Source organism: Nocardia sp. NPDC057455, from assembly GCF_042802775.1.
Taxonomy (GTDB): Bacteria; Actinomycetota; Actinomycetes; order Mycobacteriales; family Mycobacteriaceae; genus Nocardia.
This window is the reverse complement of record NZ_JBHVDM010000058.1, coordinates 25,453-41,670: the sequence shown is the minus strand read 5'-3', so window position 1 is coordinate 41,670 and position 16,218 is coordinate 25,453. Positions and strand designations below refer to the sequence as shown.

Genomic DNA, 16,218 nt, shown 5'->3' with positions numbered 1-16,218 from the left:
ACGTGGGACCGAACCGCGGCCGACCACCGTGCATGGAGATCTCGGCGCTACGAGCCGAACCGCTGCGCGAGGGGCCGCGCAGAGTCTCCGATCGAGATACCGACGGTATCCGAGTGAATCGTGTTTTCGCAAATCAGGGCAGCGCCCCACAGTTGGTCGGAGCGGGCTGGTTCGCGAGCCGCTCGGTCATCCACTGCTGCGACGCCACCAGTGACGGGAAGAACGCCAGCACGTGCGTGGCCCGCAGTCCGCTGATGACGCTGGGCAACTCGCCGTTCGCGTTCAGTTGAACAGGCGCGCCACCGCCGCACCACCCGGCAGCCAGTTCACGGACGGGCACGTACGGGGCACCCTCGTCGATCGGGCTCGAGGCGATGAGCACGGGTACTCCCGGGGTGAGCGTGCCGACGCGCTGATCGTTGAACGCCGCCTTCAAGACCGGGGACTGATCGATGACCGCGGTGAGCGGTTGCCCGCTGGTGGTCCACTGGGAGGTGTTCGGGAACTGCTGTGCCAGTCCGACCGGTACGGCGCACTTCTCCAGCGACTCGCGCAGGATCGCCTTGCCGGTGTCGTTGAGTTCGGCGTCGAGCACCGGGCGGGTTTCGGGATAGTTGGCGGCGATACCGTTGAGGATCCACGCGAAGGCTGGGCCGAGTGCGGCCCGGCCGTCGTTGAAGCCGATGAAGTATTCGTCGTCAACGACCGGTCCGCCGGCGTAGGCGCCCCGCACGTTCAGCTCAGGCGCGTAGCCCGGCTGCAGTTCGGCCGCGCCGGCTGAGGCCATGCCGCCCTGGGAGTATCCGTACAGAATGACGGGCGAGCCTGGATGAAGGCTGGTGCCCGGCAATTGCAGCGCCGCTCGCGCGGAGTCGAGGAGGGCGTAGGCCTGGGATTTCCGGTTGAGGTAGTCGTGCACCGCCGGCGTGCCGAGACCGTGGTAGTCGGTCACCATCACCGACATGCCGCGTGCGAGCAGTGTGTACAGCGCCAGCACGTCGTATTCGACGATTACGTCGAACGGGGGCTGATATTGAACGAATTGCGCCAGTAGTTTCGAGGGCGCACACTGATCGCCCTGCCCCTTCGTGCCGACCGCGTAGGCGATCAGCGGTCGTTCGCCCGGGCCCGTCCACGGCTGGGACGGCTCGAGATAGGTCCCCACCACGGCTGCCCGGTTGCCGTGGGTATCGCTGCTGGTGTACATGACGCGCGTGGACGTCGCGGGGACCTGTCCCGGCTGTCCGGGGACCGAAAGCGCCAGTCGCGACGATTCGGTGCGGATGATGGAGCCCAGCGCGCCCACCTCCGCCGCGGGTGGAATGTAGAACTCGTCGCCGGCCACGGTTTCTGCGGACGGTTCCGTCCATGCGTGGGGGGCAGTGACCGCCCCGGCCCCGACGACGATGAGGGTTCCCGTCAAAGCTGTGGCCAATCTGAGTATTCGGCTCCTCACGATGCGATCCTTCCTGCGATTGGGATACCCATGGCATCTAGAATCGGATACTGAGAGTATCTGTAAGGGGTAGAAATTGTCCGGGAATAGCGATGAGTGTCGGCCGCTTCGAGGGGAAGGGCGTTCGCGGCCGACCCGGGCGCAGAGCCAGGCGCGGACGCGCACCGTATTGATCGCGACCGCCAAACGGCTTTTCCTCGAGGACGGCTATCAGGCGACGACTCTGGACAAGGTTGCGAAAGTCGCGGGTTTCACCAAAGGGGCGGTGTATTCGAACTTCCGCACGAAAGACGACTTGTGTCTGGCGGTGCTCGACGAAATCCACGGTGAACGCGCGGCGGAGATCGCCGAGATCATTGCCGCACCCACGGCTGCCGCGCGTCTGATGCGGATGACGGAGTGGGCCGAACGGGTGGTTGGCGATCCCGACTGGACACAACTGGAACTGGAGTTCAGCGTCCACGCGCGACGCGACGAGCACCTCCGCGCCGCATTGGCGAGCCGGCTCGACAACATCGTGGGCATGGTCGGCGCCGCCTTGCGGGCGACGGGCGATCTCGACACTCCCATGCCGCGGGACGAAGCCGCCGTCGCGGTGCTGGCGCTCGGCGTAGGGCTGGGTTTGTTCCGCGCGATCGATCCGGGCATCCCCGTCGCAGGGATGATCTCCGCGCTGCGTGCCATCGCTGGGTCGTCCTCGAACGGCTGATCGGACGGCGGCCCGTCGCGTCCCGGCGGCGCGGCCGAATGGTTGAGAACGCTGCGGTGGTCTTGCGGTCGCCCCGAGACTGTCTAATATAAGTTCAAACTTATTCAAGGAGGATGTCATGCCACTATTGACCGATCCCGCAGCCATCGCCGGGCTCGTCACCCGCGAGGTCCGCACCGGATCTCGCCACGGCGCGCCGACCCGGATCGCTGTCGCCCGCCGCCGCTACCCGACGGATCAGGCGGATCTCTGGGAGGCGCTCACCGACATCGAGCGGATTCCGCGCTGGTTCCTGCCTGTCAGTGGTGACCTGCGCGTCGGCGGCCGCTATCAGCTCGAGGGCAACGCCAACGGTGTCGTCGAAGCGTGCGACGCGCCGGAACGGTTCGCTGTGACCTGGGAGATGGGGCCGCAGATCTCCTGGCTGACGGTTCGTCTCACCCCTGCCGACGACGGCACGGAGTTGGAGCTGGCGCATGAGGCACCGGTCGATCCGGAGTTCTGGACGCAATACGGGCCGGGGGCGGTCGGCGTCGGTTGGGATCTCGGCCTGATGGGGCTCGGGCTGCACTTGGCGAGCGGAGATCCGGTGGACCCGGCCGAGGGCATGGCCTTCCCGACCACACCCGAGGGCGTGACGTTCGTCCGGACGGCGGCGCTCGGCTGGGCGGAGGCGGCTGTCGGTGACGGGGACGACCCCGCCGCCGCGAACGCGGCCGCGCTGCGAACCATCGACTTCTACACGGTGGACCCGGGGAACGGCTCCGAGGCCTGATGGACCGTTCCCCGACGAAGATCTTCGAGGCGCTCGGCGACCCGGTCCGCCGGTTCATCCTCGAAATCGTGGCCGCCGACGAGCAACCTGCGGGTGCGCTGGTCGCCGCCGTGCAGCAGCACACGCCGATCTCTCAGCCCGGCGTCTCCCAGCACCTCAAGGTGCTTCGCGACGCCGGGCTGGTGCGAGTACGCGCCGAGGGCACGCGACGGCTGTACGCCCTCGACTCCGAGGGCATCGACGCCGCCTGGGCGTGGCTGACCGGGCTGGCCGACCCGTTGCACCGGTTCGCTCAACCGCTGGACGCGCTCGCGACGGAGATCGCCCGCGGAAAACGTGCCCGCCGCGGCGCAGGCACCGGTCGGCCCGGTGAAGAGGATTCCGGCAGCCGAGCCCGCCATGCGTGACATGCACGGACACCGGCGCCGCACGGCTCCGTCAGCAGCGGCCGAAGACGACGGCCGCGTTGTGACCGCCGAAACCGTAGGAGTTGTTCAGCGCGTATTCGATGTTCTGGGTGCGCGCGCTGCCGTGCACGATGTCGAGATCGATCTCGGGGTCCTGATTGTCGAGGTTCAACGTGGGCGGCACCACCCCGTCCCGGACGCTGAGCACGGTCAGGGCGGCTTCCACCGCACCTACCGCGCCGACCGAGTGTCCCAAAGCGGATTTGGGCGCGTAGACCGAGGCGTGGTCACCCACCGCCGCTCGGATGCCTTTGGCTTCTGCCAGGTCGCCGAACGGGGTAGCCGTGGCATGGGCATTGACATGGTCGATATCGGTGGGGCGCACGCCGGCCGTTTCGATCGCGCGGCGCATCGCTCGAATGTTCCCCGCGCCCTCCGGGTGGGGGAGCACCATGTGATAGCCGTCGGCGGTCAGGCCCGCGCCCATCAAGCGAGCCAGGGGCTTCGCTCCCCGAGCCCGCGCGTGGTCCTCGGACTCCAGCACGAACAGCGCGGCCGCTTCGCCGAACACGAAACCGTCGCGGTCCCGGTCGAATGGCCGTGACGCGGCTTCTGGCTCGTCGATCCGTGTGCTCAACGCCCGCATCATCGAGAATCCGGCCACCGCCAGCGGATTGATGCGGCCCTCCACGCCGCCCGCGACGACGATGTCGGCCTCGCCCAGGATGATCGAACGCCACGCGTGCACCAGCGCCTCGCATCCCGACGCACAGGCGGACACGGGTGTGATGACGCTGGCTCGCGCACCGAGTTCCAACCCGACCACCGCCGCGGCGCCGTTGGGCATGGCCATGGGCACCGCGAAGGGAGATACCTTGCGGTAGCCGGCATCGCGCATCAGATCGTTGGACTCGATGATCGTGTCGGCGCCGCCGAGACCGGTGCCGATGCAGACGCCGAGACGATCCAGGTCGACTTCCGGCCTGCCCACGGTGTCCCAGATCCGATTGCCCATCACATAGGCGATCTGCTGGACGTAGGACATGCGGCGCTTCTGGACGCGGCTGAGTTCATCGGTGGGATCCAGTTTGAACTGGCCGCCGATGTCGACGGGAACCTGGAAGCGCTCGAAGTCGGGATCTTGCACCTTGCCGATCCCGGTTTCCCCCGCGAGCAGTCCTTTCCAGGTCGCGTCGGTATCGGAGCCGACAGCGGTCGACATCTCGATAGCAGTCACGACCACGCTCCGGAACCCTCCGTTGCTGGTGGAGAAGTCCGCGATATCGGACATCAAACTCCTTCTTTCGGCTTGTCGGCTCGGACGCTCAAGCGAGGCTATGTGTGCGCCGGAAGGCGGGGGTAGTAGCCCGAGTGCCGATCACCGCTACGATCGGGCCATGGAAGCGGATGGGGGCGCGCATCGGGTGACTGTTGTCATTCCCGACGAAGTGGTTGTTCTGGATGCCGCGATTCCGATCGATGTGTTCGGCTCCGACCCCAACTATCGGCTCGAGGTGTGCGCGGTCGCGCCGACGGTGCCGACCTCGGTGCCGGGATTGTCCTGTGTGGCGACGGCCGGGCTCGGGGCTCTGCGTCACGCGGGCACGGTGGTGGTGCCCGGCTACGCGTCGTACGGGAAGCCGCCGCCGGAACCGGTGCTGCGAGCGCTGCGCGACGCCCATGCGCGAGGCGCGCGAATGCTGTCGATCTGCACCGGCGCTTTCGCTCTCGCCGCCGCGGGGTTGCTGGCCGGCCGGCCAGCTACGACGCATTGGCGGGCCGCGCCGTTGCTGCAGAGCCGGTATCCCGATATCGATGTCGATGCCGATCGCCTGTTCGTGGATGACGGTGACGTGCTGACCTCCGCGGGCGTGACCAGTGGGATCGACCTCTGCCTGCACGTGGTGCGCAAAGACATCGGCGCGGCGGCCGCCAACGAACGCGCCCGCGATCTGGTGGCGCCGCCGGTTCGCGAGGGCGGTCAGGCCCAGTACACCCGGCAGTTCCTCGAGCAGACCTCCTCCGGCCTGCTCTCCGAGACACGGGCGTGGATTCTGGCGAACCTCGACCACCGGCATTCGCTCGAAGATCTCGCCAAGCGGTCGAATCTCTCGCGCCGCAGCTTCATCCGGCGATTCCGGGAGGAGACGGGGACCTCCACACACGTTTGGATCACCAGCGCGCGCCTGAACCAGGCGCGGGAACTGCTCGAGACGACCGAACTCCCCATCGACCAGATCGGCTACCGTGTCGGCCTCGGGAACCCGGCCAATACCCGCGCGGTGTTCAAGCGGCAGCTCGGTGTCAGTCCGGCGCAGTACCGGCGCACGTTCACCATCGGCAACCGGTCGGTGCCGGGGACCTAGCCGGGCAGCCGCTGCGCGGGATAGCCGTGCAGTCGCGGATCGAGGTCGCCGACGACAACGGGATGGCCGACCAGTTCGAACATCGCGGCGTCGGAGTGGTGGTCGCCGAACGCCGTGCAGGACGTCAGGTCGACGGCGGTCCGCTCGGCGTAGCGCAGCAGGGCTGCGGACTTGTCGGTACCGACCATCGTCGCCAGGACCTCTCCGGTGTACTTCCCGGCCGTCGTCTCCATCGTCGTACACAGAACCGAGGTGGCGCCGACGGCTTCGGCGATCGGGCGCAGCGCCGGGGTGAAGGACCCCGATACCAGGACGATGTGAGTGCCGGTGCGTGACAGTTCGTCCAGCCGGTGCCGTACCGCCGGATTGAAGAACGCCGGGTCCGCGACGCGGCTCGTGAACCAGTCGTCGCCGACGCGCCGCACGTCGGCGACATCGCGGCCCGCCCAGTGCCGGTAGAACCACCGATGGGATTCGGCACGGCTCATTCCGGCCGCCCGGAGCGCCCGGAACTCCTCGACCAGGGTATCGGCCTCGGCGCCGCGCCCACGGCGGCGCGCGTCGAAGACGAACAAGGACAGAAAGGTGACGCATCGGACCAACGTTTCGTCGACATCCACGAAAGCCGCTGGGATAGTGCGTTTCTCGCCGCCGCGTGGCAGCGGCGGCTCACCCGTGCGGGTGGAGCCCGTAGGTTCCCCCCGTTGCCTCATGAAGCCGTGGCCTCGGCCTGAGCGGTGGAATCGGTGCGCCGCCCTTCTTTCGCTGTGTCCGGTGGCTGGTCGCCGCGAGGGGTGGCGGCACCGAACAGCTTCAGCAACGGCGCTGTCATCGCGGTGGTGATCAACGCCATCATGACCAGCAGCGAGTACAGCCGCTCGTCGATGACGCCGATCGTCAGCCCGATGTTCAGGATCACCAGCTCCGTCAATCCTCGGGTGTTCAGCAACGCAGCGAGGGCCGCGGCTTCCGCCCGGTCGGTGCGGCTGAGCCGCGCCGCCAGGTAGGTGCCGCCGAGTTTGCCCACGAGTGCGGCGAACATGATCGCGACGAATTCGCCGATGCCGGCGCGATCGATCGCACCGAGGTCGACTTGGAGGCCGGCCACCACGAAGAAGGCGGGCAGGAAGATGCTGCTCAGCAGTTGGGCCCCGCTGTCGACGGCCGCGCGCAGCCGTCGGGGGAACACGACTCCGAACAGGAATGCGCCGAAGATCAGATGCAATCCGAGCCATTCGGTGGTGGCTCCCAGCAACAGTGCGCCCGCGACGCCGAGGAAGACCATGTTGCTCGTGTTCTTCTCGGAACCGGCGCCCGCGAGCCGGTCGAGGGCCGGACGCACCGCCCACCACAACACCACGACCAGCGGGACGAACAGCAGCAACCGCCAGTGGTGATCTTGGCCGGGCCGGGCGATGCCGATGACCACCGCCAGGACACACCAGGCCAGGACGTCGTCCAGTGCGGCGCAGGTCATGGCCGATTGGCCGAGCCGGGTACCGAGTAGTTTGCGGTCGTGCAGGATCCGGGCCAGTACCGGAAAGGCCGTGACGGCCAACGCGCAACCGATGAAAAGCGCGAAGTTGAGCCGGTTGCCGCCGTCGTGCCGGGCCAGCGCCCACAGCGCGATGACGGAACCGAGCGCGAAGGGTACGAGGTAGGCCGAGAGCGCGATCGCCGTGACCGACCGCCGCCGCCCGGCGACCGATCGCAGATCCATCTCGAGACCCGCCGAGAACATGAAGATCATCACGCCGACGTTCGCGAAAGCCGTGAGATACGAACGAGTGTCGTGCGGAAAGACCATCTCGGACAAGTGTGCCCCGAGAACTGTCGGACCCGCGAGTATGCCCGCCACGATCTCACCGATCACCGCGGGCTGCCCCACCTTCTCGGCCAGCCAGCCCAGCAGACGTGCCGCGCCCACGATCAACACGAGGTCCAGCAACAAGAAGATCATTTGGTCGCTCGGCAACGTCTCGACTCCGTTCGACATTGAGGACATCGCGGGACCGGATTCGATGCTCACACGGGACATTCCGTCACACATCGACCGCAGCGCGGAACCCCCGAAACATGGACTGCCTGCACTGAGACGATATCGCATCCGCGCGGCGGACGAGCGCTCATAGTGATCTACGCCACGTCCGACGCGGCGTAGCGCCGACTGGCGCAAAGGTGTGCATCTCTGTCGCGAATGGTACTGGCTGGTCGCTCTTTTCGTTCGGAATACTTCGTGCCATGGCTTGCGCCGGTCGAGGGCGCAGCTGAGGGGAGTCGACGTTGTTCGAAGGTAAGACGGTACTCGTAACCGGTGCGGCAACCATCATCGGCGCTGAAGTCGCTCGTGTCTTCGCTGGATATTCCGCGAATGTCGTACTGGGTGACATCGATACGGACGGGGGGAAGGGGGCGGCCGCCGAGATCGGCGACCGAGCGGTCTTCGTGCCCGTCGACCTGCGCAGCGATTCGTCGATCGAGTCGTTCGTCGCGGCAGCGGTCGACCGGCACGGCCGGATCGACGCGCTGGTCAACATCGCCTGCGTCTACGGTGACGACGGGCCGGGCGGAGATGCGCGGGCAGCGTGGCTCGAGGTGCTGAACACGAATGTCGTCGGTACGGCGATGTTGTGCGAGGCGGCGCGACACGCGTTGCGCGACACCTCGGGGTCCATCGTGAACTTCACCTCTCCCAGCGGGCGAATCGCTCAGGCCGGACGACTTCGATATCCCGTCAGCAAGGCCGGGTTGTTGCAGCTGACCCGCAGTCTCGCCCTGGAGTACGCGGGCGACGGGATCCGGGTGAACAGCGTGTCGCCGGGCTGGACCTGGTCTCGGGTGATGCACGAGATCACCGAGGGGGACCGGGCCCGCACCGACGCGGTGGCATCCCGGTTCCACATGCTGGGCAGGGCGGGCGACGCGCGCGAAATCGGCGAGGTGGCCGCATTTCTCGCATCGCCCAAGGCGAGCTTCGTCACCGGCGCCGAGTGGACCGTGGACGGCGGCTATTCGGCTCTGGGGCCCGAACAGACCACTTCGGCGATCGAGCTCCTCCTGCGCGAGTCGCAGACACATTCTCTGGCATAGGAATTCAGCACATGACTGCAGCAACAATTTCGGCGACCTCCCTGCTGTCGGCGGTACGTTCGCTGACTCCCGACCTGGCCGCACGTCGCAGTGAGATCGATGCCGAGCGCAGGCTTCCGATGGATATCGTCGAGCGGCTTCGTGAGATCGGCGTCTATCGGATGGGTTTCAGCGGTGAGATCGGCGGGCCGGGTCTGACCTCGCTCGAGCAGCTGGAGGTCGTCGAGGCGTTGTCCTACGGGGACACGGCCACCGGCTGGTGCGCCATGATCGGCGCCGCTACCGGCATCTACGCCGGCTATCTCGACGAGCGGGCCATCGCGGAGCTGATGCCGACGCAGGATCTGATCACGGCGGGACTGATCTTCCCGGCCGGTCGCGCCGAGCGGGTGGCCGATGGCTACCGATTGACGGGCCGATGGAAGTTCGGCAGCGCGATCACGCACGCGGACCTGGTCATCGGCGGTGCTTTCGTGACCTCGGGCGGCCGGATGGAGGAGACCGCGGAAGGCGGGCCGCTGGTCCGGCTCTTCTACATGCGCCGCGATCAGGTCGCCGTCTTCGACACCTGGGACACCACGGGCCTGCGCGGCAGCGGAAGCAATGATTACGCGGTGGAGGATCTCTTCGTTCCCGAGCATCATTCCTTCGCGTTCGGCGAACGGAAGAGCTGTCGCGGGAAGCTGGCCGAGCCGGAGGCTCTGGCCCGCATCATGCCTGGTGTACCCCTGGGAACGGCTCGGGCGGCCTTGGACTACGTCCGCGGCCTCGCGGACGGGAAGACGGTGAGCGCGACCGGCCAGAAGTGGGCCGACAACTACCGTGCCCAGTACCTGCTCGGTGAGTGCGAGATGGAGTACATCGTCGCGCGCGGGGCGGTCGTCAACACGGTGGCGGAACTGTGGGACGCGTTGGAGAACAACCGTTTCGCCGATCTGCCCGCCGACCTCAGGATCGCGACCGCGCTGGCCAGGACCAACGCCTTCCGCGCAGCGCAGCGCATCGTCACCCGTCTGTGCGAGCTCGTCGGCACCGATTCGATCTACCGGCCGAATCCGCTCGACATCTGGTTGCGTGACACGAACACGATGGCACGGCACATCATCGCCCACGACCAGGTGATCCAGTCCACGGGCGCCTTCGTGCTCGGCGGCAGACCGGAATTTCCCTTCGTCGTCGGATTGGGCTGATCGTGATGGACCTCGACAAGCGCAAACGGCTGCCGTCGTTGACCGGGCTGCGGTTCTTCGCGGCGTTCTCGGTCTTCGTCTTCCACGTGATGCTGCCCAACTCGCCGATACCGCCCTACAAGCCGGTGAACCTTTTCTCCGATCCGGATATCGCGTACGACGCGGCATGGTTGGTCGGCAAAGCCGGATTCCTCGGGGTGTCGTTCTTCTTCATACTGAGCGGCTTCGTGCTGACCTGGTCGTGGAAACCGGGCGCGAGCAAGCTGCAGTTCATTCGTCGGCGAATGGTCAAGATCTTTCCCAACCATCTGACGCTCTGGGTGGCATCGATGGTGTTGTTCGCGGCGGCGATAACACCGTGGAAGTCGTGGCTGCCGAATCTTTTCCTGCTGCATGCCTGGTTTCCGCAGAATTATATCAACGCGGGCGTCAATACACCGTCGTGGACCTTGTCCTGTGAGCTCCTCTTCTATGTTCTGTTTCCGTTCCTGATCCCGGCCGTGCTGCGTATAGACGTGAAATATCTGTGGTACGGCGCGGCGGCGATGGTGGCCGGCATCTGCGTGATCGTCCTGTTGACCGCATTCGTCATCCCGGGTTCCGAGAAGTCGGAACTCACGCCCATTCCGGTACTGCAGCTGTGGTTCGGATATCTCTTCCCGCCGACGCGTCTGTTCGAATTCTTCTTAGGCGTGTTCGTCGCCCGGATAGTGGCGGAGGGGCGCTGGCCGCGCATTCCGCTCTCGGCGGCGGTGGCGGCCGTCGGCGCGGGGTATGTGGTGGCGATGTACACGCCGTTCTACGTCGGCTTCGTCCTGGCGACCGCGGTGCCCCTGGCGCTGCTGATCGGCGCCGCCGCCCGGTCCGACATCGACGGCTCGTCGAAGTTCCTGTCGAGCAGGCTCATGGTCCGGCTCGGCGAGATCTCGTTCGCCTTCTACATCTGTCAAGGCGTGACGCTGTTCTACGTGCGTCGCTTGATGAACGCCGCCACGTTCAGCGCTCCGGTCGCGGTGCTGCTGATCGTCCTGTTGTTCTGCTCGACTATTTTCGCCGCGTGGCTGTTGTTCACCTTCGTGGAATCTCCGGCGATGCGCCGCTTTGCTCGGCCGAAACGACCGGCGGTTGCCGGAGAAAGAGTGGCCGGCTAGTCGCTCCTGGTGCGCGATCGACAATAACCGAAATGCCTGTTCGGAGGCGCGTGGCCATGCCACGGGCCTCCGAATTCTTTTTTGTCGCCGTGTGTCGGAATGTGGTTGCCCAGCAGTCCGTTCGGCGGTATCCTGGGAGTGTTATAAACCACAGAATCGGTTGTGAACGTGGGGGGTGTTCGATCGAATGGACTACGTGATTCAGATCTGGCTGTGAGCATCGGGGCTCGCCGATCCCGGATATCGTATCGAATCCGACGCCTGAATCCGTGTCCTGCTTCAACGTTCTGATCGCAGGCAGCTACCGACGGTTCGATCCGCGCTGATCGCGGAATTCTCGCCGTGCGGTCCGGTTGCGTGCGCTCGTTTGTGTGCTCGAAAGGTAGTGATGAGTACGACTGTCGACAACGGCTCCGAGCGTGTCCAGGAACTCGGACGACCACAGCTTTACCCGAGTCCCGCCGATGACGTCGGATCGGTTGCCACCCGGATACTTCGCCTGGTCTTCGCGCGCCGGCGCAGTGCCGACCCGAAGTCCGTGTGCGACTTGGCTCCTTGCGCGGATTGCTACGCACCGCACATGAGCAAGGTGAGCCGATACATCGAGGCCGGCGTGCCGGTCCATTTCATCATCCCCGCGTTCCCGGCGAAGTCGCGCAACCGCCGGAAGACGCTGGGGCGCTTGCCCGATATGGCGGAGACTCTGGCGATCGAGTCGCTGCAAGGATTCTGTGACCAGATCTCGGCCGTCTACCGGCCGGGTGCCATCGTCACGATCTGTTCCGACGGCCATGTCTTCAGTGACACGTTGGGCATCCCGGACCCGCACGTCGATCAGTACGGCGACGAGCTCCGCCGGATCATCCGGTCGACCGGCGGCGGATCCATCGGCTTGTACGGGCTGCGCGACGCCATGCCGGAAATGTCCTGGGACGAACGCAGGCAGCGGCTGCTGAAGGAGTACTCCGACGGTATCGATGTGCTGCGCGAGGCAGTCCGGACCGAGCCCGCGGCGCGCCGGATGTTCAACGGAATACATCGGTTCATGGTCGAGGACAACGCCGTACTGCTGCCCGACCTGTCGGCCACGCAGCGGCGGAACCGATCGAAGGAGACGGCTTACGAAGTGGTGCAGCGCAGTCAAGCGTGGAGCCGTCTGATGGCGGAGATCTTCCCGGACGCGGTGCGGCTGTCGATCCATCCACAGACGAATCACTCCGAGAAGATCGGGTTCCACCTCCTGCGGACCCAGGACAGCTGGCTGACTCCGTGGCATGGCGTGGTGCTCGACGACGGAACGAATTACACGCTGGTCAAGCGGATGCATGCCGAGGAACTGGGCGCTCGCTTGGTGTGGCGCAACAGTCGCCCCAGTCATTTCGTCCTCGGACCGGCAGCAGAAACCGAATCGCAGCGAAACCGAGGAGACGCATGACGAAAAGCTTGAACGAGATACTGCTCGAGGGCGAGCCGCTGCGGCCGTTCGGCCGTCTGGTGACGTCCGATGTGCCGGGCCGGGCACTGGCCGACGTGCCGATCGAGGAACTGCTCGCACTGACGCTCGGTGCGAAGGTGGTCGTACTCCGCGGCTTCGGCCTGCTCGGCAAGCCGGAACTCGAAGACTATTGCCGTGCGGCCGGCGAGATCCTGCAATGGAACTTCGGTTCGATCCTCGATCTGGTGGTTCGGGACACGGCCGAGAACTACCTCTTCGACAAAGGTGATGTCCCGTTCCACTGGGACGGCGCGTTCGCCGAGCACGTACCGCGATTCTTTCTCTTCCAATGCGTGCGGGGCGAGGGCGTGGGCGGTGAGACCGTCTTCTGTGACAGCGTCCAGGCCTATCGGGACGCGCCGGAAGAGCTGAAAGAGCTGTGGGCCCGTACCACGATCACCTATCGGACCGACAAACTCGCGCACTACGGCGGCCTGGCCGAATGGCCGTTGCTGGGTACCCATCCGGCCACCGGCGAGACGACGATCAGATATGCCGAGCCCCTGGATCCCGCGCGCTACGCCAATCCGCTGTTCCTGACGGTCGACGGCATAACGGCCGAGGACGGCGTACGAGTGATGGAGGACCTGCGCGAGCGGCTGCACGACGCTCGCTACTGCTACGCCCACGAGTGGCGGACCGGCGACATCGTCGTGGCCGAGAACCACGCGCTGCTGCACGGCCGAAACGCGTTCACCGAATCGGTTTCCCGGCACCTCCAGCGCATTCAGATCATCTGAGCAATGGGCCATCAGAGAGGAATATCAATGGCTACACCGATCTCTCGACCAGCGACCGAGTACGACGTCGTCATCATGGGTGGTGGACCCGCGGGGTCTACGCTCGCCGCGATGCTCTGCCGCGATACCGATCTGCGCGTGGCGATCTTCGATCGCGAGGTGTTCCCCCGTGAACACATCGGCGAATCGGGCGCGCATCCCCTTGTCCCCGTTCTCCAGGCGAGCGGTGCGCTCGAGAAGGTGCTCGCGAGCGAGTGCTGGATCCAGAAGTTCGGCGGCATCTACCAGTGGGACACCGACCGGCCGTTCGTCGGCTTCTTCGAGCACGCGGACTACCTGGCCGACGGCGTGTACCGCTGGTCTGTCCACGTCAATCGGGCGGAATTCGACACCGTGCTGCTCGAGCACGCCGAATCCTGTGGCGCCCACGTCTTCCAGGGCGTGCGCGTGGTGCGTTTCCTCTCCGAGGGAGACCGGGCCACGGTAGTGCTGGAAGACGGAACCGAGATCGCGGCAGGCTATTTCGTCGATGCGTCCGGCCGGGCGAACCAGGTGGCCGCCCGCGGTTCGCAGCGCGACAAGCAATGGCTTTCGGATTACCGCAACGTGGCCGTCTGGTCGCACTACCGCAACTGCGTGCCCGCCCAGCGAGCGGCCGGTGACTGGAACGTCTTCCGTGCCGACGACTTGTCGCCGATCTACGCGGTGGCCTTCGACCACGGATGGGTTTGGTACATCCCGACGCCTCGGCTGGTCGACGGTACTCGGGAAAACGTGTGGTCGATCGGCATCGTGACCAACCCCGAGTCGATCGCTCGCGTGGATCTGCGAGATCCGGACATCTTCCTCAAGACGATCAAGTCGATCCCGGTGCTGCAGGACCTGGTGGCGAACGCGGAACCGATTCGTTCGGAAATGCTCACCGCGACAAACTATTCCCGGGTCAGCGAATGTTTCGGTTCGTACCCGGATCGCTGGATGGCGGTCGGGGACGCGTCGTACTTCGTCGACCCGCTGTTCTCCTCCGGGATGTCCTTCGCCGTCACCCAGGCATGGGCGGCCGCATTGGTGCTGCGCAAGACCTTCGACAAGGACTTGGACGAGCAATCCAAGGAAGACCTCTGGCGGGACTACGACGTCGAGTGGCGCGGGATGGCGGAAACCTGGGCACTGAGCATCGACCAGTGGTATCACGAGATCTCGCGCTCGCACCCCGACAGCCCCTACTGGAGCGCGGAAGGCAGGCGAGTGCAGGTCGACAATGCCACCGAGGGCACCTTCCAAGCGCTGCTGAACACCGCCCTGGTGCCTGACCTGCTGAACATCATGACGAAGGGCACCCGCGACCCGCGTGACCTGGCCACCGAGGGCCCCTATCTGCGGGCCTTCACCGCCGCCGACGCGGTCGAGCTGGCACCGGAGGATGTCGTGACGCTGTCCCCGGACGCACGCATCCGCACAGGTGTGGCGGCCGACATTCCCGGCTTCAAAGGGATGTCGCCGCCGTTCGAGATTCCTCGAGCAGCTCGTGAAGGGCTGGCCGCGTACTGGCGAGACCCCATCGCCAACAGCGACGCGGCGCCGTCGCCGCTGGCCGATACCGTGCCCTGTCATCGGATCCACTCCGCGTCCGATCCGGGCAACGAGGTGCGGTGCCTGGAGCGGGACGGGGGCAAGGAACTGTGGGAGACGCTGAACCGCGGTCCGGCCCGTTGGTCGGAGCTGGCGCCACAGTTGACGGTGCTGCAGGGCCGGGCTTTGAAGCGTTTGATTCGCGCCGGGTTGGTGGTGGCAGAACCGGAAGCGCCACAGCGGGTCGACTAGGCCGAAGGCATGAGGTCATTGGCTGTTCTGGCCGTCGACGACGTGATTCCGTTCGATCTCTCGGTGCCGCTGGAGATTTTCGGCCGGGCCAGGCATGAGGACGGAACCGCGGCGTACGAGGTCCAGGTCTGCGGGGTGAACTCCGACGTTCCGTCGAAGTTCTTCGAGATCTCCTGTCTCGGTGACATCGAATATCTCGAGGAGGAGGCCGGAACCATCATCGTTCCGGGAGCGATGAGTTACCGGTCGCGCCCATCGGAGCGATTGCGAAAGGCATTGGTGCGGGCCCATGAGCGGGGCGCGCGAGTGGCATCGATCTGTCTGGGTGCGTTCACCCTCGCCTCGGTCGGGTTGCTCGACGGAAGGCGGGCGACGACGCACTGGATGGCCGCCACCGAATTGTCGAGGAGCTATCCGCGGGTCCGCGTGGATCCCACGGTGCTGTATGTGGACAACGGGAGCATTTTGACCTCGGCCGGGGCGGCGGCAGGGCTGGATCTGTGTCTCCATATGGTTCGCAAGGATTGTGGGACCGCGGTGGCGGCGGATATCGCCCGGCTCTCGGTGATGCCATTGACCCGGGACGGGGGACAGGCACAGTTCATCGCGGAACGTCCGCGGTCGGAGGCCGACAGCATGTCCCTCAATCCCACCTTGGAGTGGGCGGAAACGATGCTCGGTGAGAAGATCACCGTGCTCGATCTCGCGGAGCGAGCCGGCGTCAGCAAGCGCACGCTGATCCGGCGCTTCCACGAGCAGGTCCGGATGACGCCGAACGAGTGGCTCCAGACCGTCCGGGTGCGCAAGGCCCAGGTGTTGCTCGAAACGACCATCCTCACGATGGAGTGCATCACCGATCAAACGGGATTCGCCTCCGTGGCCGCGTTCCGGAAGGTCTTCCGCAAGACCGTGGGAATCACGCCTCAGGCGTACCGGCGGGCCTTCCGCTGACCGGTCACCGGAACCGCCGTCTCTCGCCGTGGATTCGTGAGAAGAATCCGAATCCACGGTGAGA

At 65.9% G+C, this 16,218-nt stretch carries 15 protein-coding genes; 11 read left to right on the top strand and 4 right to left on the bottom strand.

The window, feature by feature from the left end; translation table 11 throughout:
- Positions 1-133: 133 nt before the first annotated feature.
- Positions 134-1,435: a lipase family protein gene (locus ACFU5M_RS22530; RefSeq protein WP_379052368.1), complete on the bottom strand. Its 1,302-nt coding sequence runs from the start codon at positions 1,433-1,435 to the stop codon at positions 134-136.
- A gap of 190 nt (positions 1,436-1,625) precedes the next feature.
- On the opposite strand from ACFU5M_RS22530, the gene ACFU5M_RS22525 reads away from it, so the two are divergent.
- The 3 genes from ACFU5M_RS22525 (at position 1,626) to ACFU5M_RS22515 (ending at position 3,347) form a co-directional block, all read left to right on the top strand.
- A complete protein-coding gene (locus tag ACFU5M_RS22525) occupies positions 1,626-2,165 on the top strand; it encodes a TetR/AcrR family transcriptional regulator (RefSeq protein WP_379052366.1) in 540 nt (179 codons plus the stop codon).
- 118 nt (positions 2,166-2,283) lie between these two features.
- The gene (locus ACFU5M_RS22520) at positions 2,284-2,940 is read left to right on the top strand and encodes an SRPBCC family protein (RefSeq protein WP_379052364.1); all 657 of its coding nucleotides are present in this window, start codon (positions 2,284-2,286) and stop codon (positions 2,938-2,940) included.
- The gene (locus ACFU5M_RS22515) at positions 2,940-3,347 is read left to right on the top strand and encodes an ArsR/SmtB family transcription factor (protein WP_379052362.1); all 408 of its coding nucleotides are present in this window, start codon (positions 2,940-2,942) and stop codon (positions 3,345-3,347) included. Before ACFU5M_RS22520 ends, ACFU5M_RS22515 begins: the two co-directional genes overlap by 1 nt.
- 31 nt (positions 3,348-3,378) lie before the next feature.
- On the opposite strand, the gene ACFU5M_RS22510 is transcribed toward ACFU5M_RS22515, so the two are convergent.
- Positions 3,379-4,638 carry a KasA/KasB family beta-ketoacyl-ACP synthase gene (locus tag ACFU5M_RS22510; RefSeq protein ID WP_379052360.1) on the bottom strand — a complete coding sequence of 420 codons (1,260 nt, stop codon included), beginning with the start codon at positions 4,636-4,638 and terminating at the stop codon, positions 3,379-3,381.
- A gap of 106 nt (positions 4,639-4,744) precedes the next feature.
- Between ACFU5M_RS22510 and ACFU5M_RS22505 the strand changes: the two genes are divergently transcribed.
- A complete protein-coding gene (locus ACFU5M_RS22505) occupies positions 4,745-5,713 on the top strand; it encodes a GlxA family transcriptional regulator (RefSeq protein ID WP_379052359.1) in 969 nt (322 codons plus the stop codon).
- Here the strand turns inward: ACFU5M_RS22505 and ACFU5M_RS22500 are convergent.
- Both ACFU5M_RS22500 and ACFU5M_RS22495 read right to left on the bottom strand, forming a co-directional pair.
- Positions 5,710-6,333 carry an HAD family hydrolase gene (locus ACFU5M_RS22500; protein ID WP_379052358.1) on the bottom strand — a complete coding sequence of 208 codons (624 nt, stop codon included), beginning with the start codon at positions 6,331-6,333 and terminating at the stop codon, positions 5,710-5,712. The genes ACFU5M_RS22505 and ACFU5M_RS22500 overlap by 4 nt on opposite strands.
- A gap of 89 nt (positions 6,334-6,422) precedes the next feature.
- Positions 6,423-7,709: a cation:proton antiporter gene (locus ACFU5M_RS22495; protein ID WP_379052357.1), complete on the bottom strand. Its 1,287-nt coding sequence runs from the start codon at positions 7,707-7,709 to the stop codon at positions 6,423-6,425.
- 287 nt (positions 7,710-7,996) lie between these two features.
- Between ACFU5M_RS22495 and ACFU5M_RS22490 the strand changes: the two genes are divergently transcribed.
- The 7 genes from ACFU5M_RS22490 (at position 7,997) to ACFU5M_RS22460 (ending at position 16,154) form a co-directional block, all read left to right on the top strand.
- Positions 7,997-8,803: an SDR family oxidoreductase gene (locus ACFU5M_RS22490; protein WP_379052355.1), complete on the top strand. Its 807-nt coding sequence runs from the start codon at positions 7,997-7,999 to the stop codon at positions 8,801-8,803.
- An 11-nt stretch (positions 8,804-8,814) separates the two neighbouring features.
- On the top strand, positions 8,815-9,993 hold the full coding sequence (locus ACFU5M_RS22485; protein WP_379052353.1) for an acyl-CoA dehydrogenase family protein: 1,179 nt from the start codon (positions 8,815-8,817) through the stop codon (positions 9,991-9,993).
- A gap of 5 nt (positions 9,994-9,998) precedes the next feature.
- Positions 9,999-11,144 carry an acyltransferase family protein gene (locus tag ACFU5M_RS22480; RefSeq protein ID WP_379052351.1) on the top strand — a complete coding sequence of 382 codons (1,146 nt, stop codon included), beginning with the start codon at positions 9,999-10,001 and terminating at the stop codon, positions 11,142-11,144.
- A gap of 580 nt (positions 11,145-11,724) precedes the next feature.
- Positions 11,725-12,579, top strand: coding sequence for an L-tyrosine/L-tryptophan isonitrile synthase family protein (locus ACFU5M_RS22475; RefSeq protein ID WP_379052350.1), 855 nt, complete (start codon positions 11,725-11,727; stop codon positions 12,577-12,579).
- On the top strand, positions 12,576-13,379 hold the full coding sequence (locus ACFU5M_RS22470) for a TauD/TfdA dioxygenase family protein (protein WP_379052348.1): 804 nt from the start codon (positions 12,576-12,578) through the stop codon (positions 13,377-13,379). Before ACFU5M_RS22475 ends, ACFU5M_RS22470 begins: the two co-directional genes overlap by 4 nt.
- 27 nt (positions 13,380-13,406) lie before the next feature.
- The gene (locus ACFU5M_RS22465; protein ID WP_379052347.1) at positions 13,407-15,203 is read left to right on the top strand and encodes an NAD(P)/FAD-dependent oxidoreductase; all 1,797 of its coding nucleotides are present in this window, start codon (positions 13,407-13,409) and stop codon (positions 15,201-15,203) included.
- A 9-nt stretch (positions 15,204-15,212) separates the two neighbouring features.
- A complete protein-coding gene (locus ACFU5M_RS22460) occupies positions 15,213-16,154 on the top strand; it encodes a GlxA family transcriptional regulator (protein WP_379052345.1) in 942 nt (313 codons plus the stop codon).
- Positions 16,155-16,218 lie beyond the last annotated feature (64 nt).